The 25536-nt window shown below is 46.2% G+C and carries 23 protein-coding genes and 2 riboswitches; of the genes, 16 read left to right on the forward strand and 7 right to left on the reverse strand.

Going from position 1 to position 25536, the window contains the following annotated elements:
• Positions 1-315: 315 nt before the first annotated feature.
• From H2C83_RS05090 to trxA, 5 genes are all read left to right on the forward strand, one after another.
• On the forward strand, positions 316-2022 hold the full coding sequence (locus H2C83_RS05090; protein ID WP_181738415.1) for an AMP-binding protein: 1707 nt from the start codon (positions 316-318) through the stop codon (positions 2020-2022).
• Positions 2023-2159: 137 nt separating this feature from the next.
• Positions 2160-2744: a fatty acid metabolism transcriptional regulator FadR gene (fadR, locus tag H2C83_RS05095; protein WP_181738417.1), complete on the forward strand. Its 585-nt coding sequence runs from the start codon at positions 2160-2162 to the stop codon at positions 2742-2744.
• A gap of 30 nt (positions 2745-2774) precedes the next feature.
• Positions 2775-3554 (forward strand): electron transfer flavoprotein subunit beta/FixA family protein, encoded by a 780-nt coding sequence (locus H2C83_RS05100; RefSeq protein ID WP_181738419.1) that lies wholly within the window; start codon positions 2775-2777, stop codon positions 3552-3554.
• 19 nt (positions 3555-3573) lie between these two features.
• Positions 3574-4560 (forward strand): electron transfer flavoprotein subunit alpha/FixB family protein, encoded by a 987-nt coding sequence (locus tag H2C83_RS05105; RefSeq protein ID WP_181738422.1) that lies wholly within the window; start codon positions 3574-3576, stop codon positions 4558-4560.
• 185 nt (positions 4561-4745) lie between these two features.
• Entirely contained in the window at positions 4746-5069 is a 324-nt protein-coding gene (gene trxA, locus H2C83_RS05110; RefSeq protein WP_181738423.1) for a thioredoxin, read from the forward strand.
• A gap of 546 nt (positions 5070-5615) precedes the next feature.
• Here the strand turns inward: trxA and H2C83_RS05115 are convergent.
• Entirely contained in the window at positions 5616-6374 is a 759-nt protein-coding gene (locus tag H2C83_RS05115; RefSeq protein ID WP_181738425.1) for a hypothetical protein, read from the reverse strand.
• Positions 6375-6739: 365 nt separating this feature from the next.
• Here H2C83_RS05115 and uvrC point away from each other — a divergent pair, with 365 nt between their 5' ends.
• The 3 genes from uvrC (at position 6740) to H2C83_RS05130 (ending at position 11067) form a co-directional block, all read left to right on the forward strand.
• A complete protein-coding gene (gene uvrC, locus H2C83_RS05120) occupies positions 6740-8512 on the forward strand; it encodes an excinuclease ABC subunit UvrC (RefSeq protein ID WP_376766336.1) in 1773 nt (590 codons plus the stop codon).
• Between the two features lie 33 nt (positions 8513-8545).
• Positions 8546-9037, forward strand: a complete 492-nt coding sequence (locus H2C83_RS05125; RefSeq protein ID WP_181738427.1) for a DnaD domain protein — start codon at positions 8546-8548, stop codon at positions 9035-9037.
• Positions 9038-9546: 509 nt separating this feature from the next.
• The gene (locus H2C83_RS05130) at positions 9547-11067 is read left to right on the forward strand and encodes a phytoene desaturase family protein (protein ID WP_181738428.1); all 1521 of its coding nucleotides are present in this window, start codon (positions 9547-9549) and stop codon (positions 11065-11067) included.
• A gap of 68 nt (positions 11068-11135) precedes the next feature.
• Here the strand turns inward: H2C83_RS05130 and tatA are convergent, their stop codons facing one another.
• Entirely contained in the window at positions 11136-11297 is a 162-nt protein-coding gene (gene tatA / locus H2C83_RS05135; protein ID WP_181738430.1) for a twin-arginine translocase TatA/TatE family subunit, read from the reverse strand.
• 338 nt (positions 11298-11635) lie between these two features.
• Positions 11636-11819: riboswitch (Lysine riboswitch) on the forward strand.
• A 111-nt stretch (positions 11820-11930) separates the two neighbouring features.
• Between tatA and H2C83_RS05140 the strand changes: the two genes are divergently transcribed.
• From H2C83_RS05140 to sdhB, 8 genes are all read left to right on the forward strand, one after another.
• Positions 11931-13181 (forward strand): aspartate kinase, encoded by a 1251-nt coding sequence (locus tag H2C83_RS05140; RefSeq protein WP_181738432.1) that lies wholly within the window; start codon positions 11931-11933, stop codon positions 13179-13181.
• Between the two features lie 359 nt (positions 13182-13540).
• Positions 13541-14473 carry an ABC transporter permease gene (locus tag H2C83_RS05145; RefSeq protein WP_181738434.1) on the forward strand — a complete coding sequence of 311 codons (933 nt, stop codon included), beginning with the start codon at positions 13541-13543 and terminating at the stop codon, positions 14471-14473.
• Position 14474: 1 nt separating this feature from the next.
• Positions 14475-15398, forward strand: a complete 924-nt coding sequence (locus H2C83_RS05150) for an ABC transporter permease (RefSeq protein WP_181738436.1) — start codon at positions 14475-14477, stop codon at positions 15396-15398.
• A 15-nt stretch (positions 15399-15413) separates the two neighbouring features.
• A complete protein-coding gene (locus H2C83_RS05155; RefSeq protein WP_181738438.1) occupies positions 15414-16427 on the forward strand; it encodes an ABC transporter ATP-binding protein in 1014 nt (337 codons plus the stop codon).
• A gap of 49 nt (positions 16428-16476) precedes the next feature.
• Positions 16477-16584: riboswitch (SAM riboswitch) on the forward strand.
• An 88-nt stretch (positions 16585-16672) separates the two neighbouring features.
• Entirely contained in the window at positions 16673-17746 is a 1074-nt protein-coding gene (metX, locus tag H2C83_RS05160; protein ID WP_181738440.1) for a homoserine O-acetyltransferase MetX, read from the forward strand.
• Positions 17747-17886: 140 nt separating this feature from the next.
• A complete protein-coding gene (locus tag H2C83_RS05165) occupies positions 17887-18537 on the forward strand; it encodes a succinate dehydrogenase cytochrome b558 subunit (RefSeq protein WP_181738495.1) in 651 nt (216 codons plus the stop codon).
• A gap of 17 nt (positions 18538-18554) precedes the next feature.
• Positions 18555-20321: a succinate dehydrogenase flavoprotein subunit gene (gene sdhA / locus H2C83_RS05170; RefSeq protein WP_181738441.1), complete on the forward strand. Its 1767-nt coding sequence runs from the start codon at positions 18555-18557 to the stop codon at positions 20319-20321.
• Complete coding sequence (gene sdhB, locus H2C83_RS05175) at positions 20314-21066, forward strand: succinate dehydrogenase iron-sulfur subunit (protein WP_181738443.1); 753 nt, start codon at positions 20314-20316, stop codon at positions 21064-21066. Before sdhA ends, sdhB begins: the two co-directional genes overlap by 8 nt.
• 39 nt (positions 21067-21105) lie before the next feature.
• On the opposite strand, the gene H2C83_RS05180 is transcribed toward sdhB, so the two are convergent.
• The 5 genes from H2C83_RS05180 to H2C83_RS05200 all read right to left on the reverse strand — a co-directional run bounded on the left by H2C83_RS05180 (position 21106) and on the right by H2C83_RS05200 (position 25222).
• Complete coding sequence (locus H2C83_RS05180) at positions 21106-22017, reverse strand: DUF1002 domain-containing protein (RefSeq protein ID WP_181738445.1); 912 nt, start codon at positions 22015-22017, stop codon at positions 21106-21108.
• A 288-nt stretch (positions 22018-22305) separates the two neighbouring features.
• A complete protein-coding gene (locus H2C83_RS05185; RefSeq protein WP_181738448.1) occupies positions 22306-23835 on the reverse strand; it encodes a fumarate hydratase in 1530 nt (509 codons plus the stop codon).
• On the reverse strand, positions 23836-23982 hold the full coding sequence (locus H2C83_RS05190; RefSeq protein ID WP_181738450.1) for a hypothetical protein: 147 nt from the start codon (positions 23980-23982) through the stop codon (positions 23836-23838). It lies immediately after the preceding gene.
• Positions 23983-24074: 92 nt separating this feature from the next.
• Positions 24075-24458, reverse strand: a complete 384-nt coding sequence (locus H2C83_RS05195; RefSeq protein ID WP_312853850.1) for a winged helix-turn-helix transcriptional regulator — start codon at positions 24456-24458, stop codon at positions 24075-24077.
• A gap of 26 nt (positions 24459-24484) precedes the next feature.
• On the reverse strand, positions 24485-25222 hold the full coding sequence (locus H2C83_RS05200) for a hypothetical protein (protein ID WP_181738454.1): 738 nt from the start codon (positions 25220-25222) through the stop codon (positions 24485-24487).
• Positions 25223-25536 lie beyond the last annotated feature (314 nt).

Genomic DNA, 25536 nt, shown 5'->3' on the forward strand with positions numbered 1-25536 from the left:
CCGGTCTTGTCCCGCCTCCGTCCTGCAAGGCGGAATGTTCTCTCAACCCGTTTTGCCTGTTTTCCCTTGTCTTCGCTTTGGGACTGTAAACCAATCCTTTTTTCTCCATTCGTTAATTGACAAGCTTTGGATAAGTTTCCATTGCTTGTCTTTTTTGTATTCGTCCAAGAACCGTTTATTTATAATGAATATTTTTTAAAAAATAAATGTTTAAAAATATCGTGAAATTAGATAAAATAATTTTGATTAATCATAATTTATCATAAATATATTAAGTTGGGTATTTTACCCATCAGACATCGGGGAGGAGTTCAGATGACACAAACAAATAAATTGTGGCTTCGTCATTATCCTCCACAAGTTCCTGCAACATTAACCTATCCGGATGTGCCAATAACACAGTTTCTAATCGATGCAGCCAATGACTATCCCAACCGGGAAGCATTGGTGTTTCTGGGAAAAAGCATGACATATCGCCAGCTTATGAATGATGTTTACCGCTTTGCACGGGCGTTGAGAAGACTGGGAGTCGGACAGGGTGAACGGGTCGGGATTATGCTTCCAAATTCGCCCCAGGCTGTAATTGCCAATTTTGCCTCTCTGTTTGTCGGTGCCATTGTCGTGCAGATTAACCCGCTCTATATGAGGAAAGAGTTGCTCCACCAGCTGCGTGATTCGGGTGCAGAAACCATCGTCTGTCTGGATCAGGTTTGGCCCAGAGTGCAAGAGGTAAAGCCGGAAACCGATCTGAAACGGATTATTGTAACCCGTTTAAGCGACTATCTCCTGTTTCCGAAAAATTGGCTCTATTCCTTCAAAACGAGATTTGAGGGGCAGCATGCAAGTATCAGATATGATTCGCAAACCTATTCGTTTCTCTCCTTAATAAGAAATGCCCCCTCGGACCCCATGGAACCGACCTGTCAGTCGACTGAAGATGTGGCACTTTTGCAGTACACTGGCGGAACAACCGGTCTGGCCAAAGGTGCGATGCTCACACACCGGAATCTGGTTGCCAATTGCTGTCAGGCGGAAGCCTGGCTGTACAAAACAAGGCGTGATCAACACTATTCTTTTGTTGGTGCCTTGCCTTTTTTCCACGTTTATGGCCTGACCGCCGTGATGAATCTGGCGATGAGAATGGCCGCCAGAATTATTCTGGTTCCGAAGTTTGATCTGGATCTGGTTCTCAGGCTGATTGCCAAATACAAACCTTCTTTTTTCCCTGGAGCCCCGACCATGTATGTCGGTTTGATCAACCATCCGAAAATCAGCCGCTACGACCTGTCATCAATTGAGGCGTGTCTGAGCGGTTCGGCTCCACTACCGCTGGAGGTGCAGGAACAGTTTGAAAAAATATCCGGCGGGGTCCTGGTGGAAGGTTACGGGATGACGGAAACGTCGCCGGTTACCCATTCCAATCTGCTGTGGGACCGCAAGAAAAGCGGAACAATCGGCATTCCGTGGCCTGATACCGATGCACGAATTGTGGATATGAACACTGGTGAGATTCTGCCTCCGGGCAAGCAAGGAGAACTGCAGGTAAAAGGGCCGCAAGTGATGAAAGGGTACTGGAGGCGGCCGCAGGAAACGGAAAAAGTGCTGAAGGACGGATGGCTGAGTACCGGAGATATTGCCAGGATGGATGAAGATGGATACTTCTATATCATGGATCGCAAGAAAGATGTCATTATTGCAGGCGGATTCAATATCTATCCCCGCGAGGTGGAAGATATCCTCTATGAACATGAAGCCGTCCAGGAAGCCGCTGTTATTGGAATCAAAGATGATTACCGGGGAGAGACAGTCAAGGCGTATGTCGTGCTGAAAAAGGGGAAATACGTGACGGCTGGAGAACTGGATCGCTTTTGCCGTGGCCGACTGGCCAAATATAAAGTTCCCCGGGTGTATGAATTTTGCAACGAACTTCCCAAAAGCTCAGTAGGAAAAGTATTGCGCCGGGTTTTATCGGAAGAGGAAAAAAAGAAGCAATTACCGTCTGACTACAAGCAGGATGCTTAAAAACATAAAAAATTCAAATAATACACTTTATTCAACTTTGCAAAATCTGTTCAAATGAATTGACAATTAAAAATGTTTATCCTAAACTTAAATTGAATGAATAGTCATTCATATGAAGCAAGAGAGGAATTTTGACAATGGCCAAACGGACAGGAGAAAAGTATGAGGCCATTATTGAGGCTGCTGTACGAGTCATTGCCGAAAATGGATATCACAACGCCCAAGTATCAAAAATTGCCCGTGAAGCCAAAGTGGCAGATGGTACCATTTACCTTTATTTCAAAAACAAGGACGATGTTTTGATTTCCCTGTTTAATGAGAAGATGGGTTCCTTCATTACCAGTGTGGAAAAAGCGATAAGCAAGGAAGCCTCTCCTGTGGAGCAGTTGCGAAAGTTGATCCGGCTTCATTTCAAGCACCTTGAAAAGGACCGCAAGCTGGCACTGGTGACACAAATTGAGCTCCGGCAGGCAAATCCTGAAGTGAGAAAAGGAATTGGGAAAGTGTTAAAAAGATACTTCATTGTCATCGATAGCATCCTTGAAAAAGGAAAAAGTTCAGGTGTATTTTACGAAGATTTGGACATTCGCATCGCTCGCAAAATGGTTTTTGGCACATTGGATGAAACGGTGACATCGTGGATCATGAATGATTTCAAGTACAGTTTGTCAGATCAGGCAGATGCCATACACCGATTGTTTATTCATGGAATGAGCAAATAGAAAATGCCAAAGAGCTAGGGGGAGTGGGAGATGGACATCCTGGTTTGTTTAAAACAGACATTTGACACAGAAGAACAAATTACCATTGAAAATGGACAGATCAGTGAGGATGGCGTTGAATTTGTGATCAATCCTTATGATGAATACGCGGTGGAAGAAGCGATTCGCCTGAAACAGGAACACGGCGGAGAAGTCACCGTTCTTACCATCGGCCCGGAACGGGCGGAACAGGCTGTCCGCACAGCGATGGCAATGGGAGCGGATAAAGGCGTCATACTCGATACCGAAGATCTGGATGAAGAGATGGATGAACATTCAGTCGCCCATCTTCTTGCAGCAATGATTGAAGAAGAAGATCTGGAATATGACATCATTTTGTGCGGCTATATGGCAGTCGACGACGGGGCTGCCCAAGTGGGGCCCAGACTGGCGGAACTGCTTGACATTCCCCATATCTCCACCATTACCAAATTGGAAATCAAGGATGAAAAGGTAATTGTGGAAAAAGATGCGGAAGGAGATGTTGAACACATTGAGTCGAAGCTGCCGATTTTGGTGACAGCGCAGCAAGGTTTGAATGATCCTCGTTATCCTTCGCTTCCGGGAATCATGAAGGCGAAAAAGAAACCGATTTCCCGTCTGGATCTGGATGATCTTGACCTTGATGAGGAAGACATCCAGGCCAAAACGGAAACACTGGAAATCTTTTTGCCGCCCAAAAAACAGGCCGGAAAAATCCTGCAAGGGGATATAAAGGACCAGGCCAGGAAACTTGTCCGGCTGTTGCACTCTGAAGCAAAGGTAATCTAATAGCGAGGGGGAGCAAACGATGAGCAAACATGTTCTTGTTCTGTCTGATGTACGGGAAGGAAAATTGCGGAATGTCAGCTTTGAATCCATAGCGGCTGCAAAACTGGCAGCTGACGGCGGTCAGGTAACTGCAGCTGTCTTCGGCAGTTATGCCAAAGACCTGGCTCAGCCGCTTTCGCAGTACGGGGCGGACCGGGTTATTGCCGTGACCAGCAGTGAACTGGATCAATATACAACCGATGTATATTTCCAGGCTTTTAAAAAAGTGATCGAGCACGTAAACCCGGATGTCATATTTACTGGCCATACATCAGTGGGAAAAGACCTGTGCCCCAGAATTGCAGCCCATCTGGGCTATGGTTTGATCAGTGACTGTATCCATGTGGAGGTAAAAGACGGGAAAATAGTATTTACCCGTCCGATTTACGCCGGCAAAGCTTTTGTAAAGAAAGTGGTCAAAGACGGCGTGATCTTTGCAACCATCCGCCCCAATAACATTCCCCGGAATGAACCGGATATGAGCCGCACTCCCAATGTTGAGGAGCTGAAAGTGGATCTGGAACCGGATTCATTGCGCACGTTGGTAAAGAATATTGTGAAGAAATCTTCTGGTGGCGTTGACCTGTCTGAAGCGAGTGTTGTTGTTTCCGGTGGACGCGGTATGAAGAGCGAGGATGGATTTAAAATACTTTATGAACTGGCTGGCGTATTGGGAGGAGCTGTTGGAGCTTCCCGCGGCGCATGTGATTCCGGCTATTGTGATTATGCTTTGCAGATCGGGCAGACCGGAAAAGTGGTGACCCCAGATTTGTATATCGCCTGTGGCATTTCCGGGGCAATCCAGCATCTGGCCGGGATGTCCAACTCCAAGGTGATTGTTGCCATCAACAAAGATCCGGAAGCCCCCATTTTCCAGGTGGCAGACTATGGGATTGTTGGCGATCTGTTTGAAGTTGTTCCTTTGCTGACCGAAGAATTCAGGCAGCTGTTAAATGACCAATCCTAACTGGCTGTTTTCATAGATTATTGTAAAAAAGAGCACAAATACAAGTATTGTGCTCTTTTTATATTTGCTAACAAAAATGTTGGTACTTTTTTTTGTAAAGTGGTATACTATCACTATAAAAAATAAAACATAAGATTGCCGATGAAAAAGCATTTGTGTATGATGAATTAAGGAGGAGATTATGTATGGCGATCATAGAAGTTACTGATCAGAATTTTTCCAAAGAAGTGCAAAGTGCGGAGGCAGGATTGGTATTGGTCGACTTTTGGGCACCATGGTGTGGTCCTTGCCGCATGGTTGCACCCGAATTGGAAAAAGTAAGTGATGAAATGGGTGACAAAGTCACCATCGCAAAACTTAACGTAGACAATAACCCGCAAACAGCAGGCAATTTTGGAGTAATGAGTATTCCAACCCTAATGTTGTTTAAAAACGGCCAGGCAGTTTCCAAAATCGTAGGAGCCCAGCCAAAAGAACAATTGATTGCCTGGTTAAAAGAACATCTTTAATCAAATGACAAAAGGACGATGCCGTGATGGTATCACCTGAGGCTGTTGACAAAGGAAGGTCAACAGCCTTTTTCTGTAGAATTGGATTATAAAACATTCCAAAGGATGCTTTCCTGTGATCAGAACCAACACAGCCGGAGAATTTCACCGTCACTATAGAGGACTTTGTCCCTCAAAATCCATCTGTCAAGGAAAATCAATGTAACGATTGACTTTTCGTAGATGGACGGTCGCTGCATTGCAAAGACACGGCCGGCTTTGTGTTAATCCTGACATATTGTCCAAAGACCTGTCCAAAGATATGGACTCGCTAAGGAAAAATGCCGGGGAGTGTGTTTGGAAAATCCGTTCAGGTGAAAGAGGAAAACAACGAAACAGGCGACGTAGCCGAAACCACCAGACACAGCTTCGCTGACGCAACCGTTACTCAGCCTTGTCGGGGAAGGAACTCAAAGGGATGATGAAGCCGTTTTTTGACCTTTTTTAAAAAACCCGTTTCATACGGTTTCATAAAATCCCTTCCGGAAGTCCTTTGTACAGGCGGATTCAGGAAAGATGAAGTTCAATGGTATCTTTGTATTTTTTGACAAATACGGGCAAACTACATACCACGGCAAACGAAAAGACTGTCCGGAAAATCAGTCCTCCCAAATATGTAAGCGGGACGATCAGATCCTCATTGCCCAGTTGATCCAGATTAAACAGCATAAAGATGATCAGGATCATGCCTGTCAGTGAAATGGCCAAAAAAAGCTGGGTGCCCGCGGTATAAAGCAAAGCAACCGATATTTTCCCAAAGTTTTTTTTCAGCGATACAAATGCTTTTTTTATGGCTGGCCATGCTTTTAGCTGATCTTTTATGACCAGTACGGACCCGAAGAAGGACAGATATGTAAGAAAGAGATAAAAAAACAAGCTGAAAATCATGTCGAATATGACAAATAACGTGTTCTCAGAAACGGTTCCCCGGGATATCATCGAGTAAATCAGTATGACAGGGATAACGGCAATAATGAAAATAAAAAAGTGGATTTTTAATAATTTCCAGAGATTACGGTAACTTCCGTTGAAAAAATGGCGGATGGACGAATCGTCCCGGTATAAGGCAGAAATGGTGATTTCGGTGGCACCTCCATAATAAAGAAGATAAAATGCCAAAACAAGCAGTACTGATAATAGGGGAACTTTCATGAACAACAGGATTATGTTTTCGGTCAACAAGATGGAGATGAGGACAGACAGCAGCAAAAATCCGAGCAAATAGGCAAGAATCAGTTTACCACCATGTTTTCGAAGTAATTCCATTATGTAAACCTCCATTTTTGATTGTGAAAACTTTAGCCCAGTTTCCTATATTAAAACACAATTTCATGTCTTTTGAATGTAGTTTGAAAAAATTAACTTGTATATTCTCTGAAAACTTGTTCACGAAAAAGAATCATTAGAACAAATTGGAGATGTGCTAAACTATAAATAGTATTGCAGTTTGCAGACCAGTTGTCCGGAATGATCGGGACCGCTTGAAGGTGTCCCGGTCGTACCGGTGGGAAAGGCGGAAACTTAAACGGGTTTTGAACATCGCCGCCAGGAATCTGATATATCATTTAGCAAGCGAAAAAATAATAACGGATGAGATAAACGGAACTGAAGTCATGCAAGGTGGGATTCTGATGGGGATCAAAGACAAGCTTTTACTTTTGCCTGATAAACCCGGATGCTATTTGATGCGAAACAGGGAAAATGAAGTTATCTATGTGGGCAAGGCAAAAAATCTGCGGAATCGTGTCCGTTCCTACTTTACAGGCAGCCATGATGCCAAGACGCAACGACTGGTGATGGATATTGTTGATTTTGAATATATCGTTACTTCAAGCCCGTTGGAAGCCTTGATTCTGGAACTGAACCTGATCAAGAAATACCGGCCCAAATATAATGTGATGCTCAAGGATGACAAATCGTATCCATATATCCGGTTGACCAAGGAAAAACACCCGCGGCTGGAGGTAACCCGAAAGTTGAAAAAAGATGGTTCCAGGTATTTTGGACCTTATCCTCACGCCGGTGCTGCGCAGCATACCAAGAAATTGCTGGATCGCCTGTTTCCGCTTCGCAAGTGCAAAACACTTCCAAAGCGCGTTTGCCTGTATTACCATCTGGGACAGTGCGTGGCACCTTGTGAAATGGATGTAGATCCCGGCGTTTATGATGAGATTACCAAAAAAGTGGTTCGCTTTTTAAATGGTGGAGCATTAGAGTTGAAAAATGAGCTGCAGAAGAAGATGGAAGAAGCAGCTGAAAAGCTTGAGTTTGAGCGGGCAAAAGAATACCGTGATCTAATCGGGGACATTGAATCTACCATGGAAAAACAAAATATTGTCATGTCTGACCATAAAGATATGGACATATTTGGTTTTGCGGCGGAAAAAGGCTGGATGTGCATTCAGGTCTTCTTCATACGGCAAGGGAAATTGATTGAACGGGAAGTATCTGTTTTCCCGCATTACAACTCTGCCGAAGAAGATTTTATTTCTTTTGTTGCCCAGTTTTATCATGAAATGCCTACAACTCCAAAAGAAATCCATTTGCCACAGGGGGTTGACGTTGAACTTCTCACAAAGCTTCTGCCCGAAGTGCGTGTCCACGTTCCCAAACGTGGCATGAAAAAGAATCTGGTTCGTATGGCTACGGAAAATGCAGAGATCGCGCTCAGGGAACGTTTTCTGCTTATGGAGCGGGACGAACAGAAGACACTCCAGGCGATGGAGGGGTTGAGCCAGGCTTTGGGAATAGGCCTTCCCCACCGGATTGAAGCGTTTGACAACTCCAACATTCAGGGAGCTGATCCGGTTTCGGCCATGGTCTGTTTTATCGATGGAAAACCGGTGAAAAAAGAATACCGCAAATACAGGATCAGGACCGTGTCCAGTCCAAATGATGTGGAAACCATGCGGGAAGTAATCAGGCGACGATATACGCGCGTCCTGAAAGAAAACGGCTCATTGCCCGATCTGATCCTGGTGGACGGAGGAAAGGGACAGATTCACGCGGCACAGGACGTATTGGAAAACGAATTGGGCCTTTTCATTCCGGTAGGGGGAATGGTGAAAGATGACAAACACCAGACCGCCAGATTGATGGCCGGAGATCCGGTACAGGATGTGAAAATTGAGCGGGGCAGCGAGTCCTTTTACCTGGTCCAGCGCATCCAGGAAGAGGTTCACCGCTTTGCAATCTCTTTCCATCGGCAGGTTCGGGGCAAAAGCCTGATTCAATCCGAATTGGACAAAATTCCGGGTGTTGGCCCGAAGCGGAGGCAACTGCTTTATAAACATTTTGGATCTCTTGAGAACATTCGCAATGCGACCATCGAGGAATTCCGTCAGGCGGGGATTGGTGATCAGCTGGCCCGGACAATCATCAATTCATTAAATAAACAAGGTTAAAGTAGATGTTTCAACAAAGAGGGGGATGTTGCGGTGCAAGGTGCTCGTCAAAATATAGAAACGATGGACCCCGTTTATTTTCTGCGTCAGTACACTGGTGGACAACCTGTTTCCAAACCATTGATTCAGCTGATTCATGAATTGAGAGAAGGATACTCTTTTCCAAATGGTGTGATTAACAGTCTGTTTGAATTTTGTCTGTTGGAAAATAATTATAAAATTGTCCGTTCGGATGTGTTGGAGTTGGCGGATGAGATCTATGAAAGAAATATCCAGACCGGCCAAGAGGCTTTTTATTATCTGCAGCAGCGCAAGTATTCGCCGTCCCCGTCATCGTACTGCTCCCCGCCGGATCAAAACGAATACAATATGGATTATGTTGAAACAAACATTGCTTTACTGGCACGTCAGCTCCATGAGTTTCGCAATGAACTGAAAGGATGCGTCCAGCGTATGAACCAGCAGATCAACAGGATTGAGTCCCGCCTGGAACAATTGACGGAAGTCATCAATAAATTGGATTGAAAAAAGATAACAAGCTCCAAGTTTCAGACAGTATGGGAGGAAGCGCTTTCAGAAATGGAAGCATGATCCAGTCCGTCGCGGACGGAAGAAGGTTTAAATCCTGAAAGTCACCTTCAGAATAAATTATGTCTACAGACTAAAGACCCTGGCAGGTCTTTTTTCTTTTTTGCAGTATTTAGGCAAGATAGGCATTTTCTGTTTGATCCGATATAATACATGATTAGTTGTGGTTTTACTGCCATGGAAGGTTTTAAAAAAAACAAGAGAAGGAATAAAACAGTGAAAAGCCAAACAACCTGGATAAAACTTCTCTTCTGTCCGGACAGCGGGAATTGAATCATCGGGATTTTCTCCGCTTCGATTTTTGTCTTGAATCAGGCGAAGATGCCAGGGACTTTGAGATGTGTACTTTCAGGCTGGCACATTTTTCATGGGGCGGCGATTCCTTTATGAGCTGAAAAAGAACATCAAGCATTGGATGCAGAAAATAAAGAAAGGGTGACACTTCCATGAAAAAGGGAATTGTCATTGGCGGCGGCGTTGCGGGACTGGCGGCAGCGATCCGGCTGGCTGCATATGGTTATGAAATTCATTTGATGGAAAAGCAGGCTTCGTTGGGAGGCCGTTGTCAGTCGTTTCAACTGGGTCGCTATTTTTTTGACGGAGAATTTATGCCGATCCTGATGCCTGAAGTTTTTGACCGCGTTTTTTGGGAAGCCGGCCAGGTTCTGGATCCGGAACTCCGCTTTATTCCTCTTCCCGTAAACAGCCGCCACTTTTTTTACAATAAAACAGTAATTGATCTGTCTGCCGATCCTGATTACATGATGGAGCAGTTGTCCGTTTTTTCCCCGGAAGACCAGGCGGGTTTTTTTGATTACCTGTCGGAAGTTGGGCGGATGTATGAAGTGATTGAGGAGTATGTGGTTGATAAACCCAATCACTGCTGGACCGATTTTTTCAGAAACAGGAAGCTTTGGACTTACCTGTCCGCTCATCCGTTTGAAACGCTGGATTCTTTTCACCGCCGTTATTTCAGGGATAACCGATTGCTCGCCATGATGAACCGGTATGCGCTTTACATGGGGTCTTCCCCTTATCAGGCTCCGGCCGCTCTGGCGATATTCAGCTATCTGGAAATGGTGCATGGGATCAGCTATGTGGAAGGCGGACATCAACGGTTGACAGGGGCGCTTGAGCGATTGGCTTGCCAAACGGGTGTAACCATACATACTTCCTGTGAAGTGGAAGAGATTCTCCTGAAAGAGGACCGTGTCGTCGGGGTCAGGGCAAATGGCGAAAAGCTGGAAGCTGATTTTGTCATCAGCAATCTGGATGTGAAAAGGACACAGGAAACCCTGCTGGCGAGAAAGACCGGGCAGGAAACGTTAAGCAGTTCCGGGTTTTTGTGGCTGATCGGCGTCAAATGCCTGTTCCCCCAATTGTTGCATCATAATTACTTTTATCCTGATGATACAGCAAGGCAATACATTGATATCTTTGAACAACAGGTCTGGCCGGAATCGCCCCTGATCCATGTCGGAAATTCCAGCCTGTCTGAACCCGACCGTGCTCCGGAGGGGGCAAGCAATCTGTCCGTGATGGTGCACGTGCCTGCGGGGCAAGCGGAAAATATGGAAACTTACCGGGAACGCTTGTTGTTTCTGCTGGAAAAAGTTTGGGGACTCAAAGGGCTGGAAGAGAATATTGAAACCGAACAAATGATGGGGCCTGCCGAGTTCGAGGAAATGACCGGAGCAGAAGGAGGGGCATTTAACGGACGGGCTTTCCGCGGGTTCCGTTCATTCATTCGTCCGCCGATGAGAGACAAAAAGGTGAACCGGCTTTATTACACCGGGTCTACCACTTATCCGGGACATGGCGGCATTTCCACCTCTGCTTTGAGTGGCCTTCACGTGGCCCGGATTATTCGGGAAGACCATGAACATATGTTGGCCATTGAAGCCAAACGGGCAGAGAAAGAAGCAAAAAAACGCGCCCGGCACCATGAAAGGGAAAACGGCTCCTGAACGTCCGCCTGTAAGATAAAAAAACTGCTGACGAAACGTGAAGAAGTAGTCAGCAGGTCAAAAAAGATCTATTCTTTTTTATTTTCTTTCTCTTTGCCGTTAACCGCATCGCGAAAGGATTTTAATGTTTCGCCCGTAGCTTTTCCCAATTCGGGCAGTTTTTTGGGACCGAACAGAATCAGGGCAACCACCAGAATGATAATCAGCCCGGGAATTCCAATTGTTGCCATTTGATCTCGCTCCTTTATCGTTTTGTCGTTTTTATTATAATCTTTTAAATATGTTTATGCCAGATAAGTTTAAGAAAAGACTTTTCTGTTTTGGCTGGAGTCGTTGGTGTGCGGAAATTTGTCGGGCTTGTTTATGGGTTGGGATTGGATAAAGAACCATTCGCAAAAAAAATGACGCAGGATCTTCAAAAAAATTGCAGATTTTGTTCCAGGTTGCCAGAAGCAGGCTAATCTCAATATATCCCCGGGAAAAAGACAGTTTTCAAATTGAACCAACTTGACAGTTGTGATATGATCTAACAAATCAAACCACAGATGATATATCGCTCGCTAGGATCATGTGGACTAGAGGAGCGGCTTTTAAGAGTACTTGTCCGGAGTGGCGGGCACAAGGAAGGACAAGGAAAGGAAAATGCCGCCGAAGCTTGTTGGACATTCCGAAGGAAAACAGGCTGGTGCCGTACTCGAACAGGGACGGCACTGTCACAGAAGCCACTGCTTTTGTGGAGAGCTAATCCGCAGGGAATACGCGGGCTGGAGCGTTGGGAAACAAGGCGACAGCTAGCTATACTCTGCTGTGGCCTTCTGTTTTTATATAAGCGAGTTTAGACCAGCTGAGAGAGGAGAGGAACTATGGGCATAGTGGTAAAAAAATTCGGCGGTACTTCGGTTGGGGATGTCAACCGGATTCAGGCGGTTGCCGATCGGATCAAACAGGCTGCCAGCCAGGGACAGCAATGTGTAGTCGTGGTGTCGGCTATGGGGAAATCAACAGACAGGCTTGTCGATTTGGCCAATCAGATTTCCGGGAATCCATCGCCCCGGGAAATGGATATGCTGCTTACAACTGGTGAGCAGGTAAGCATTTCTTTATTGACAATGGCTCTGCAGGCAAGGGGGCTGAAAGCCCGTTCGATGACCGGCTGGCAGGCTGGAATCCAGACGAATGCGTTGCATGGGAAAGCCATGGTAAAAAATGTGAATACACAGGCGATTCTTCCATCTCTGAATCGGGGAGAAATTGTGGTGGTTGCAGGTTTTCAGGGAATTTCACCGGAAGGCGAGATCACCACGTTGGGACGGGGTGGTTCAGATACCACTGCGGTTGTGTTGGCAGTGGCGCTTAAAGCCGATTTCTGCGAAATTTATACAGATGTAACAGGTGTTTATACCGCAGATCCGCGTGTAGTTCCTCTGGCTAAAAAAATTGATGAGATCACCTATGAAGAAATGCTGGAACTTGCACATTTAGGTGCTGGTGTGCTTCATCCCCGCTCAGTGGAGGCGGCTCTTGCGAATCACGTGAAATTGGTTGTGCGCTCTAGCTTTGTTGATGAACCCGGGACCTGGGTGAAAGGAGAGAGGACATTGGAAACCGATTTGAACGTACGAGGGATTGCACACGATTTAAATGTAACAAGAATCAAAATACTGAATCTGCCCAATCATGAAAATACATTAACCCAATTATTCGGATTATTGGGAGAAGCATATATCAATGTTGACATTATCGTCCAGAGCGAACATGATCATGAAAAGGTGGATGTTGCGTTCAGCGTCCAGGAGTCTGAGGAAACGGCCACACTGAAATTGCTGGAATCGGCCAGGGAATCATTGGGGTATGAGGAGCTTATTTCAGAATCCGGACTGGCCAAGGTTTCGGCAGTCGGAGTGGGAATGATGACGCGTCCCGGTGTGGCTGCCAAGATGTTTGCCACACTGAGTGAAGCTGGCATCCGTGTCAAAATGGTTTCAACTTCTGAAATCAAGATTTCCTGTGTAATCGACAAACAGTATGCACTGGAAGCGGTACGCCGGTTACATACGTCGTTTGGTCTGGATTACGCGGAGACTAAAGAACCCGTTCTGGAAAAAACAAGATAACCAGAAAAAGGATAAAGAGCTGATCTCCTTCTTTTCGGTTTGCGAAAAAACGGGAAGAAGCGGTTTTGACCCTGGAAACTGTTTTCCCGGATAAGTTTTTTACAGTCTGAAAGCTCAGCTGAACAAGTTCAGCCTGAACTTGTTCAGCTTTTTTTCATTTATTCAAAGGGTAGCAAACTTTTTTTGTAGAATTATATTTATTGAACTTTTCCTTTTTTAATCAGCCCAGGACTAGCGGAGAACTTGTTCACATATATTATGGATAAAAGAAGAATAAGAGACCAATATCTCCTGTTTTGAAAGAACAGAAGAAATAAACAAAATATTCACAAATAATCGGAATTAGGAGGTACTTATGTTTGCTTAAGTATTTTATCAAACGGTTTGTCCAGATGATATTGACGCTTTGGGTGATCGCTACCGTTACTTTTTTTATGATGAAAGCCATTCCGGGAGATCCCTTTTCGGATGAAAGGAAATTGCCGGCTCAGGTCGTGGCCAATTTACGGGCGCACTACCATTTGGATGACCCTGTTCCTGTTCAGTATCTGAATTATATGGCCAATTTGCTTCGTTTTGATTTCGGGCCGTCGATCAAATATGAAACCCGCTCCATCAATGAAATGATTGCGGAAGGGTTTCCCGTTTCGGCCCAGTTGGGGGCACAGGCTCTGGTGTGTGCTGTTGTGGCTGGGCTGCTTCTGGGGATCGTTGCCGCCTTGAGGCATAACCGGCCGGTTGACTATTTGGCGATGGTGTTAGCTGTTTTGGGCATTTCCATTCCCGGTTTTGTCCTGGGACCATTATTGCAAAAGGTTTTGGGAGTGGAATGGGAATTGTTGCCTGTTGCCACATGGGATGGATTTTCTTCTACCATCATGCCGACGCTGGCCCTGGCAGCCTTGCCCCTGGCGACGATTACCCGGCTGATTCGCTCAAGCATGGTGGAAGTGCTGACCCAGGACTATATCCGCACGGCACGAGCAAAGGGATTGCCGCCTTTCCTTGTTATTTCCCGGCATACATTAAGAAATGCGATTTTGCCGGTGGTCACCATTTTGGGGCCGCTTGCTGTTGGAATTCTGACAGGGAGTTTTGTGATTGAAAATATCTTTTCCATTCCGGGGATCGGAAAGTATTTTGTCGAAAGCATTAATAACCGGGATTATCCATTAATCATGGGAATCACCCTGTTTTATTCCGTCCTGCTTGTAGGGGTGAATTTTGCCGTTGATTTGGCTTACAGGTGGATTGACCCGCGAATCGGGCTTGGCAAAAGGGAGGGAAATTGACATGGAGCCTACTGTCCGGCCCCGGTTTCAGCCGGCAGTGCATAAGTCTGCCGTGGCCGAAAAGATTCGCCGGCCACAGACAACCTATTGGCAAAATGTATGGAACCGGCTGCGCAAAAACCTGCTGGCCCTGACCGGACTGATCCTGATTGTGGTCATTGCGCTGATCTCATTTCTCGGACCGATGATTTCACCATATCAATACAATGAACAGGATCTGGAATATGGGCGAAATCTCCCTCCATCAGTGGAGCATTGGTTTGGAACGGATGATTTGGGACGGGATGTGTTTGTCAGGGTTTGCGAGGGAGGAAAAATTTCGCTCACCATCGGGTTGGCTGCCGCACTGATCGACCTGTGCATCGGGGTAATTTATGGCGGAATTGCGGGATACCGCGGCGGGCGCACTGATGAAATCATGATGCGGATTGTTGATGTTTTATGGGGATTGCCATATCTGTTAACGGTCATTTTATTGATGGTGATCATGCCGCCGGGAATAACAACCATCATTCTGGCCCTGACCGTAACCGGATGGCTGAACATGGCCCGGCTGGTACGGGGGCAAATTCTGCAGCTGAAAGAGCAGGAATTCGTGCTGGCGGCGAAAACCCTGGGGGCCGGGACGGGACGACTGCTTTTCAGGCATTTGCTTCCCAATACATCAGGCCCGATCCTTATCATGTTAACATTAACCGTTCCATCAGCAATTTTTGCCGAAGCGTTTTTAAGTTTCCTCGGCCTCGGGGTTCAGGCGCCAATTGCCAGTTGGGGCACGATGATCAATGATGCGCTCATTACGGTGTTGTCCGGTGAATGGTGGCGCCTGTTCTTTCCGGCTCTGTTTCTCTGTTTGACCATGCTGGCCTTTAATGCGTTTGGAGATGGACTGCGCGACGCGCTTGATCCGAAAATGCGAAAATAGAAAGGGGGGAACCTGATGGCAAAAGTGCTGCATGTGGAGGATCTTCATGTTTCCTTTCAGGTTGCGGGGGGAGAAGTGCAAGCGGTACGCGGAGTTACCTTCACTTTAAACAAACGCGAAACGCTGGCCATTGTGGGCGAATCAGGCAGCGGAAAAAGCGTGACGGCATTGTCGATCCTGGGATTGATCCCCTCGCCGCCCGGACGGATCAAACAGGGGAAAATCCGGTTTGGAGAAAGGGACTTGACCCGGTTGCCGGAAAAAGAATGGTATCGCATCAGGGGATCGGAAATCGGAATGATTTTTCAGGACCCGATGACTTCACTGAATCCAACCATGACCATCGGGAAGCAAATCATGGAAGGGATTCGCTGGCACAGGCGGGCCGGCTGGTGCGAAGCCTTTCAAAAAGCAGTGGAGATCTTGAAACTGGTGGGCATTCCTCATCCGGAGAAAAGAATGAAACAATATCCGCACGAATTTAGCGGGGGAATGCGCCAGCGGGTAGTGATCGCCATCGCCCTGGCCTGCTTTCCCAAAATATTGATTGCCGATGAACCGACTACCGCATTGGATGTTACGATTCAGGCGCAAATTCTGGATTTAATGAAAGAGATCCAGCGCCAGACGGGAACTTCCATTCTGATGATTACTCACGATCTCGGGGTTGTGGCGGAAACGGCAGACCGGGTCGCTGTCATGTACGGAGGGCAAATTGTGGAAATCGGATGGGTACATGAAATTTTTGCCAGTCCCCGCCATCCCTATACAAGGGGGTTGATGGGATCAATTCCCTGCCTGGACAAGGCAAAAGATCAGGCACTTGAGCCGATTCCCGGTTCTCCGCCCGATCTGTTTCTGCCTCCGCCCGGATGTTTGTTTGCTGACCGTTGCCCTTATGCCATGAATGTCTGTTATGAAGAAATGCCTGAAACCACACATGTGTCCGGTTTCCATCAGGTGCGATGCTGGTTGGAAGATCCGGAAGCACCTCCAGTTTTCCCGAAAATCCTCCCGGAAAAATCTTGACAAGCGGAAAGATACCCTTTATCATTAACAAGAAAATTGAAAAAACAACTTCTTATCCAGAGTGGTGGAGGGACTGGCCCGATGAAACCCGGCAACCTCGCTTGATCATGAGCGGATGGTGCCAATTCCTGCAGGAGAATTTCCTGAGAGATGAGAAGAGGTGTACGGAATACGAGTATTTAAGGCCCTCTTCGATCGAAGAGGGCTTTTTCGTTTATAACCTGAATCCTTTTGGAGGAATGAAAATGAATTTACAATTGATAAAGATAAAAGATCACGTGCATCTGGGTCCGTTCCAGCTGGAATGCGGAGAGGTTTTGCCGGAAGTGACGATTGCCTATGAAAAAGTGGGAAATATTGAAACCGATCAGGTTATCCTGGTTTGCCATGCTTTGACGGGAGATACGCATGCTGTGGGAGACGAGGCGAATCCCGGCTGGTGGGATGGCCTGATTGGAGTGGGAAAATATATCGATTTGCAGAAATACACCGTGATCACCATGAATGTGATTGGCGGATGCGCGGGCAGTACGGGGCCGGCTTCGATTGACCCCTGCACCAGGAAAGAATATGGCAGCCGGTTCCCGATGGTGACGATTCGGGATATGGTCCGGGTGCAGCATGAAGCATTGCGAAAGTTGGGAATCGATCGCCTTAAAGCGGTGATTGGCGGATCGATGGGCGGAATGATGGTCCTGGAGTGGGCGGTCATGTATCCCGGCTATATGGAAAAATGCATTCCGATCGCCACAGGGGCCACCCTCTCAACCATGTCGATGGCCTACAACGAAATTGGACGCCAGGCCATTCTGGAAGATCCGGAATTCAGGGGAGGAGACTACTATCCCGGGAAAGGGCCGGTGAAGGGACTGTCGATTGCGCGTATGATCGGGATGGTGACGTACCGGACCAACCCGCTATTTGAACAGAGATTTGCCCAGCAAAACACCCAAAATACACAGGCCCTTGTTGAAAGTTACCTGCATTACCAGGGGAAAAAGCTGGTTAACCGGTTTGATGCGAATACGTATTTGAGGTTTCTGGATGCAATGGATCACCATGATTTGGGCCGCGGCCGGGGAGGATTGGAAGAAGCTGTCAAGAATATCTCCGCCCAGGTTCTGACCATTGGCATCAAAGAGGATATCTACTTTCCCGTGCGACAACAGCGTGAATTCCACCAAATTTGCCAACGAGCCGGAATCAGGTCATCCTATCATGAATTTTCCTCCGATTATGGTCATGATGCTTTCCTTGTCGAGTATCAACTGTTTGGAAAACAAATTCAACAATTTTTGGATGAAGAATGGAATTATTGAAATTTTGACAGTTCCTTGACTAATGAAACGATAAGGGAGTAAAATAAACAATGTTGAAACCCTTTACCGTTTAAAATGAGTTATATTAAAAACTTTCAATTCTTTCTCGGTGCGACTATGTTCTAGATTGGAGGCAAATGATGAGCACACAACGCAGCTTTTTCAACCGTCGGATCCACTCGTTGTTAGGCGTAATACCGGTGGGCTTTTTTTTAATGGAGCATTTATTTACCAACTACTATGCCACACGAGGGGCATCAGCTTTTGTGGAAAAAGTTGACGGTCTTTGGAGTTTACCCTTTTTGGTTGTTTTGGAAATCTTCTTTATTATCCTGCCACTCCTGTACCATGGCATTTACGGGTTGTATATTGCCTTTACCGCAAAAAACAATACCGGTAATTTTGGGACATTCCGTAACTGGATGTTTGTTTTGCAACGGGTGACAGGTGTTGCTACACTGATCTTTGTAATCTGGCATGTATGGCAAACGAGGGTTCAGGTTGCTCTGTATGATCTGAGTTCTGAGCAACTGGCACAGCTAATGTCAGAATCCGTACAAAATCCTGTTATTTTCGCAGTCTACGTGATCGGATTGCTTTGTGCTGTCTTTCACTTCAGCAACGGAATGTGGTCATTCCTCGTCAGTTGGGGGATAACGGTTGGACCACGGGCCCAACGTGTTTCTACATGGGTATGGGGCATTGTTTTCTTATTTGTCTCATATATGGGAATTTCATCACTATTCGCTTTTGCCCAATCTGATTTTATCCAACAATTGGCACAGTATTAGAAGGGAGCACTTGACCAATGAATGAAAAAATAATTATTGTGGGCGGTGGTTTGGCTGGTTTAATGGCCTCTATCAAAGCAGCTGAAGCAGGCGCCAACGTACAATTGTTTTCAATTGTTCCTGTGAAACGCTCTCACTCCGTATGTGCCCAAGGCGGTATCAATGGTGCTGTAAATACGAAGGGGGAAGGAGATTCCCCGTGGGAACACTTTGATGATACGGTTTACGGCGGAGACTTTTTGGCCAACCAGCCGCCGGTTAAAGCGATGTGTGAAGCGGCTCCGGGAATTATTTACATGATGGATCGGATGGGAGTTCCGTTTAACCGTACCCCGGAAGGATTGATCGATTTTCGCCGGTTTGGGGGGACGAAACACCACCGTACCGCTTATGCGGGAGCAACCACCGGACAACAATTGCTTTATGCTCTGGATGAACAGGTACGTCGATTCGAAGTAGAGGGAAAAATCACGAAATATGAACATTGGGAATTCCTGCGCATCGTCCAGGACGACGAAGGACGTTGCCGTGGAATTGTTGCCCAGAACCTGAGAAGCAGCGAAATTGTTACGTTCCCGTCTGATGCGGTGATCCTGGCAACAGGCGGACCAGGAATCATATTCGGCAAATCGACCAACTCGATGATCAATACAGGGACAGCTGCCGGTTCGGTATATCAACAAGGGGCTTACTACGCCAATGGTGAGTTTATCCAGATTCACCCGACCGCCATCCCCGGAGACGACAAATTGCGCCTGATGTCTGAATCTGCACGCGGTGAGGGAGGAAGGGTTTGGACATATAAAGATGGAAAACCATGGTATTTCCTGGAAGAATGGTATCCGGCCTATGGAAACCTGGTTCCGCGTGACATTGCGACACGTGCCATCTTCAAAGTCGTTGTCGACATGAAACTGGGCGTCGATGGTGAAAACATGGTTTACCTCGATTTGTCCCATAAAGATCCGCATGAACTGGATGTAAAACTGGGCGGTATTATTGAAATCTATGAAAAATTCGTAGGCGAAGATCCCAGAAAAGTTCCAATGAGAATTTTCCCGGCCGTACACTATTCGATGGGCGGCTTGTGGGTTGACTATAATCAGATGACCAATATACCCGGATTGTTTGCCGCCGGGGAATGTGAATATCAATACCACGGAGCGAACCGTTTGGGAGCCAACTCCCTCCTTTCCAGCATTTACGGTGGAATGGTTGCCGGCCCCAAAGCACTTGAATATATACATGGATTGGATAAAAGCGTTGAATCGATGTCTGCAGATGCTTTTGAAGCCCAACGCAAAGTGGAAGAGGAGAAATTCGAAAACCTCCTGAAAAAGGATAGCGGAAATGAAAATGCCTATCTTATTCATAAAGAATTGGGAGAATGGATGACCGATAACGTAACCGTTGTTCGTTATAATGACCGTCTGAAAGAGACAGATGAAAAGATTCAGGAATTAATGGAACGCTATAAAAACATTAATATGATTGATACCAGCAAGTGGAGCAACCAGGCAGTTGCATTTACCCGTCATTTATGGAATATGCTGCAACTTGCCCGTGTCATAACCATAGGTGCATATAAACGTAACGAAAGCCGCGGAGCCCACTATAAACCGGAGTTCCCGGACAGAAATGATGAAGAATGGTTGAAAACAACGAAAGCGAAATACACACCGGAAGGACCTGAATTTGAATATGAACCGGTTGATGTTTCGTTGATTAAGCCTCGCCCGCGTCGTTATGATGTGGATAAGGGAGGAAATGCGAAAAATGAGTGAACAACAATTCATACACCTCGTCATAACACGTCAGGATGGACCGGATCAAAAACCGTATGTGGATGAATTTAAAATTCCCTACCGGAAGAATATGAATATTATCTCCGCATTGATGGAGATCCAACGTAACCCGGTAAACAGCAAAGGCGAAAAAGTGGCTCCAGTACAATGGGAATCCAACTGTCTGGAAGAGGTATGCGGGGCTTGTTCAATGGTGATCAACGGGAAACCGCGCCAGGCCTGTTCCGCTCTTGTAGATAGCCTGGAACAGCCGATCCGCATTCAGCCGATGAATACATTTCCTGTCATTCGCGACCTGATTGTGGATCGCAGCCGGATGTTTAACGCGCTGAAACATGTCAAAGCGTGGATTCCGATTGATGGAACACATGACCTGGGACCTGGACCGCGTATTTCCGAAAATGAACGGCAATGGCGCTATGAGCTGTCAAGATGTATGACATGCGGGGTCTGTCTGGAAGCATGCCCGAATGTAAATGAAAAATCAAACTTTAAAGGCCCGTTTGTCGTTGGGCAAGTTCAATTGTTTAATACCCATCCAACCGGAGCGATGAACAGGGAAGAACGGCTCGAAGCGCTGTTGGATGAGGGAGGCTTGCAGGAGTGCGGAAATTCCCAAAACTGTGTGCAAGCCTGCCCGAAAGGAATTCCGTTGACTACAGCGATTGCCAAATCTAATCGGGAAGCAACAAAACATTTGTTTAAAAAATGGTTATCTGTTTAAAATAAGAGAACCGCTGGGTTTGGAACCAGCGGTTCTTTTTTATTGCCGTGACGAAGCTGATGTAAAGAGTTCACCAATCGAATCGAATAGTTCTCCCAACCATTCGAAAATGGTATCAATGATTCCTTGGGTTTTTTCAGAATCCAGAATGTTTTTGATGTCTCCGCGCAGGTTTTCAAATTGCTGGCTGATTTGATCCCAATCAATGCCCAGTTCACTGAAATGCTGGGCAAATTGAGTCATCTCGTTAATCGTTTGCTCATTCAGGTTAATATTGAAATCGTTGGAAACATTGATAATGATATCGCGGAACTCTTCAGGGTTTTTCGGTTTTTCTTCAGAGATCTGTTTTTTCACTTCGTTGATAAATTGTACTGCTTTGTTCGGATCTCCAATCTGTTGTGAAAGATCTTGTGTGCGGACAATTTCTTCATTGGCTACCTGCTTTTTGTTTTCATCAATTTTTTGTCCGGTGGCAGTTTCAAATGCCTTGATAATTCCGGTCAAGCCGGCTGTGCCTGAAACTTTGAACGGAGCGGTAACATAGATGTCCGCATCCTTGATTCCGGCTGTGATCGCTGCGTTTGCATACATGCTTGGCGTAATCGTTGTAATATTGTTGGTTTTGACGGAAATTCCCTTGTTGGATGAAGTCAGTGTGATTTTGGCAGATGAAATGGCCCTTTGTCCAATAACATCTTTACTCAGGTAGCTTCCCAGGTATTGGTGCTCTTCCTGGTTGGTCACCTCAATCACTTTGACTGCGTTCCCGTTGGGATCGACGCCCATCTCATTCAGGATCTGATCACGTTGGGTTCCAGTCAGATCTTTACCCAGGGTTACAACGGTTTCTCCTTCAATAGCATCGGCTGAAACCTGCAGGGGTGCTATTAAGGAAAAAGCTGTCAAAATAACAAGGGTAAATACCCCCCAAAATTTGATGTTTTTCATCAGTTATGAAATCCCCCTTTTTACTAAAAGAAACGAGAAATTGCCCTGTTGAGTTTCCTTTATCCTGTTGTAAATAAAGGAAAGATCCCTTCTGAACAAAGTGACTCAAGCCTATTGTAACCTGTACGGCGCATTCTGTGAACAGTAAAAAAGTAGAGTGCTTACCATAATCTATCTTTATGTTATTGACGCAGGTACATTTACAACGAAAAACACCCTGCTCCGGATGACCTGTGATGCTTCCTAAACATTGTCTTCAGCTCCACCGGGGCAGGGTGTTTCCAATTACTATTTGAAAACCGGCTCTTTCAGTTTTGCAAGTTTTTCCAAAGAGGTTTTGTCCACATCTTCATGCAGGCTGTTGCCATGGGCATCCATGGTGACAATTGCGGCAAATCCCTTTACCTGCATGTGCCACATTGCTTCCGGGACACCAAATTCCAGAAAATCCACTCCATCCACGCTGGTGATGCAGTCGGCATAGTATTGGGCGGCTCCGCCAATGGCATTCAGGTAGACGGCACCGTGTTCTTTCATGGCTTGCAGGGTCTTTTGTCCCATGCCGCCTTTTCCGATCACGGCCCGAATGCCAAACTTCCTGATAATGTCGCCCTGATAAGGTTCTTCCCGAATGCTGGTGGTCGGTCCCGCTGCTTTTACCTGCCAATTTCCGTCCTCATCCTTGAGCATGACCGGGCCGCAGTGATAGATGATGCTTCCATTCAAATCGACCGGTGCGTCGTGATCGATCAAATATTTGTGCAGGGCGTCGCGGCCTGTGTGAATCGGACCATTGATAATCACGATATCCCCGACTTTCAGATCACGAACCTGTTCTTCCGTGACAGGGGTATGAAGAACAATTTCCCGCCTGTCTTTTGCGGCAGCATTGTCTTCGTCCATTTGTACATTCACTTTTTCTTCAGAAGTATACAGCCAGTTGAGGATTTCCCCTGTTTTGGGATCTATCGTTATCCCTTGCCGGCGATAAGCCCAGCAATTATAGGCAACCGATACATAAAAGCTGGCCGGAATCCGGTTCATGGAACCGATCTTGCAGCCCAGCAATGTGACATTTCCACCAAAACCCATGGTGCCAATCGACAGGGTGTTTGCTTTTTCCATAATATATTCTTCCAGTTCGGCCAGTTTTGGATCAGGATTGGTATCATCGACATGGCGGAACAATTGTTTTTTTGCCAATTCAAAGCCGGTTGTGCGGTCACCGCCGATTCCGACTCCGATAAACCCGGCGCTGCATCCCTGTCCCTGGGCCTGATAAACGGAATGCAAAATACATTTGCGAATACCGTCCAGATCCCGTCCGGCCCGGCCCAGACCTTCCAATTCGCAGGGCAAACTATACTGGATGTTTTTATTTTCACAGCCGCCGCCTTTCAGAATCAGGCGAACCTCGATTTCATCCTTTTCCCATTGTTCGAAGGAGATGACCGGGGTTCCTTCTCCCAGGTTGTTGCCGCTGTTTTCACCGGTCAACGAATCGACGGAGTTAGGGCGCAGGACACCTTTTTTGGTTGCTTCCGCGATGGCCTCCCGGATTACCCTGGTGATTTCCAGCTGGTTGATGTGGACGGGAACCTTGATTTTAAAAGTAGGCAGTCCGGTATCCTGGCATATGGGCGATACATTTTCCTCGGCCATCACAATATTTTGAGCGATGGTCGAAAGTGCGATCGCAGAACGGGTGCCGGCATTTTCCATTTCCCGGGCCTTTCTGATCGCTTTGCGTACATCGGGGGGCAGATTGGTGGAGGTTTCCGTAATCAGTTTCAGAATAGACTCTTTTAAGGCCTGCATTCAAATCCCTTCTTCTTTATTTGATTGAACAGTTAAAAGATTAAAATGCCATTGAGTCGCACTAACAAGTTGCAACAAGATAAATGCATTGTGAATTGCAACAAAAACCACAATATCTATTATATCTATTTTTTTAACATTTCTCATTAAAAAAACTCAATCACCAAAAGATGATGACTGAGTCTCCGGAAGTTTGGTAAGATATGATAAACTGTTCCTTTTTAACCATTTCAACAGATTCATAGTTCTTCTTCTTCGCATTCAATCCACTCATCGGCCCAGGACTGAATCGAGTCAATCACGGGAGTGAGAGCCTTGCCTTTTTTTGTCAGAGCGTACTCAATCCGGACAGGAGTTTCAGGATAAACCCTCCGCTCCACCAACTCGTTTGCTTCCAGTTCTTTTAGCCTTTCAGCAAGCATCCGTTCACTCATCAAGGGGATTTGTTCACGTATATCCCGAAAACGGCAAGGTTTTTCCATTAAGACCCGGATGATCAGGCCTATCCATTTTTTTGATATAATTTTAACCGCTTCTTCGAATCTAGGGCATATGCAGCGATCCATAGTTTTCACCTCTCTTTCTATCTTAGCAAATGATGTGCCAATTGGCATCTGCCTCATAAAAACTGATTGGCCGTCTGACCAATCTAATCATCTGAGTCATTATCGGTTTGTTCCACATCATACATGGATCGAATCCGTTCTTTGTCCTTTTTGAATGTTTTCCGGATTTGGCCCATGCTCCACCCCTTGCCCCTGTACAACAGCAAATAATCCAGCAACAGAGGGGACCAGGCCAGATTCAGGGCGTTTTGGGTAAAGGTATGGGCCGCGATTTCCCGCAATCGTTTTAACGGCTTGCGAAGGGCAAAAGGCCCTTTCTGTTTAACTGTCGCACGGGGCAAAGCATAATCGGTTCTGCCGACTTTGGTTTCTTCCAAATGATGGAACCATTCATGAACTAAATGGAGCAAATAAAGATCTTTATCCGGAACGGAAAGGTTCATGTCCTGAAACAACTGCCGGATCTGGGAAACCGAACTGCGGTAAATGGAGATCCGGTGTTGTTTTCGGTCATATTCGGCGCGGATGGAGGGAATTTCCCCATGCACCTCCTTAAACCGAACCGTTAATCCTTCTTTCAGGAGAAGATTGATCATACCGCTGAAAGACTTCTCACATCCCCATTGCTTTGCAGCCGTATGCCCTTTTTGCATGGCCTGACGGATGAGAAGCGGAACTTCATCCGCTGCAAGAAAAGGAAAATATTCATCCTGTTCCAGTTCCAGGATAAACAGATATTCGGGCGGCAGTACCGGATACTTGTGCTCAAGGATGATAGATGAAAGGGAACAGCGTGCGCCTCGTTCTGCCAAACGATTCATTTTTGGTTTCTCTCTCCATTTCGATCGGGTTTACTCACTTGTATGTGAAATAAGGCTTGACTCATTACAGAAATTGCCGACTGAAAGCCCACGGTTTCAATCGTGGGATGAAAGGCGGCGTTGATCGGTAATCCCTTTATGGGATTGCTTAGAGAACAATTTTTTTTAAAATCGTACATATGAGCGGTACTCATCCCACTGGTAGTGGGTTTTGTTCCTGTACGTCATGGTATGGGTTTCCAGTGGTGAATAAATCTCTCCCGCTGGGTAAAACCATGAGAGTGTGTCAAAGGAACTAGCGTACTGGTAATACC

This window comes from Thermoactinomyces mirandus, assembly GCF_013868055.1.
Taxonomy (GTDB): Bacteria; Bacillota; Bacilli; order Thermoactinomycetales; family Thermoactinomycetaceae; genus Thermoactinomyces; species Thermoactinomyces mirandus.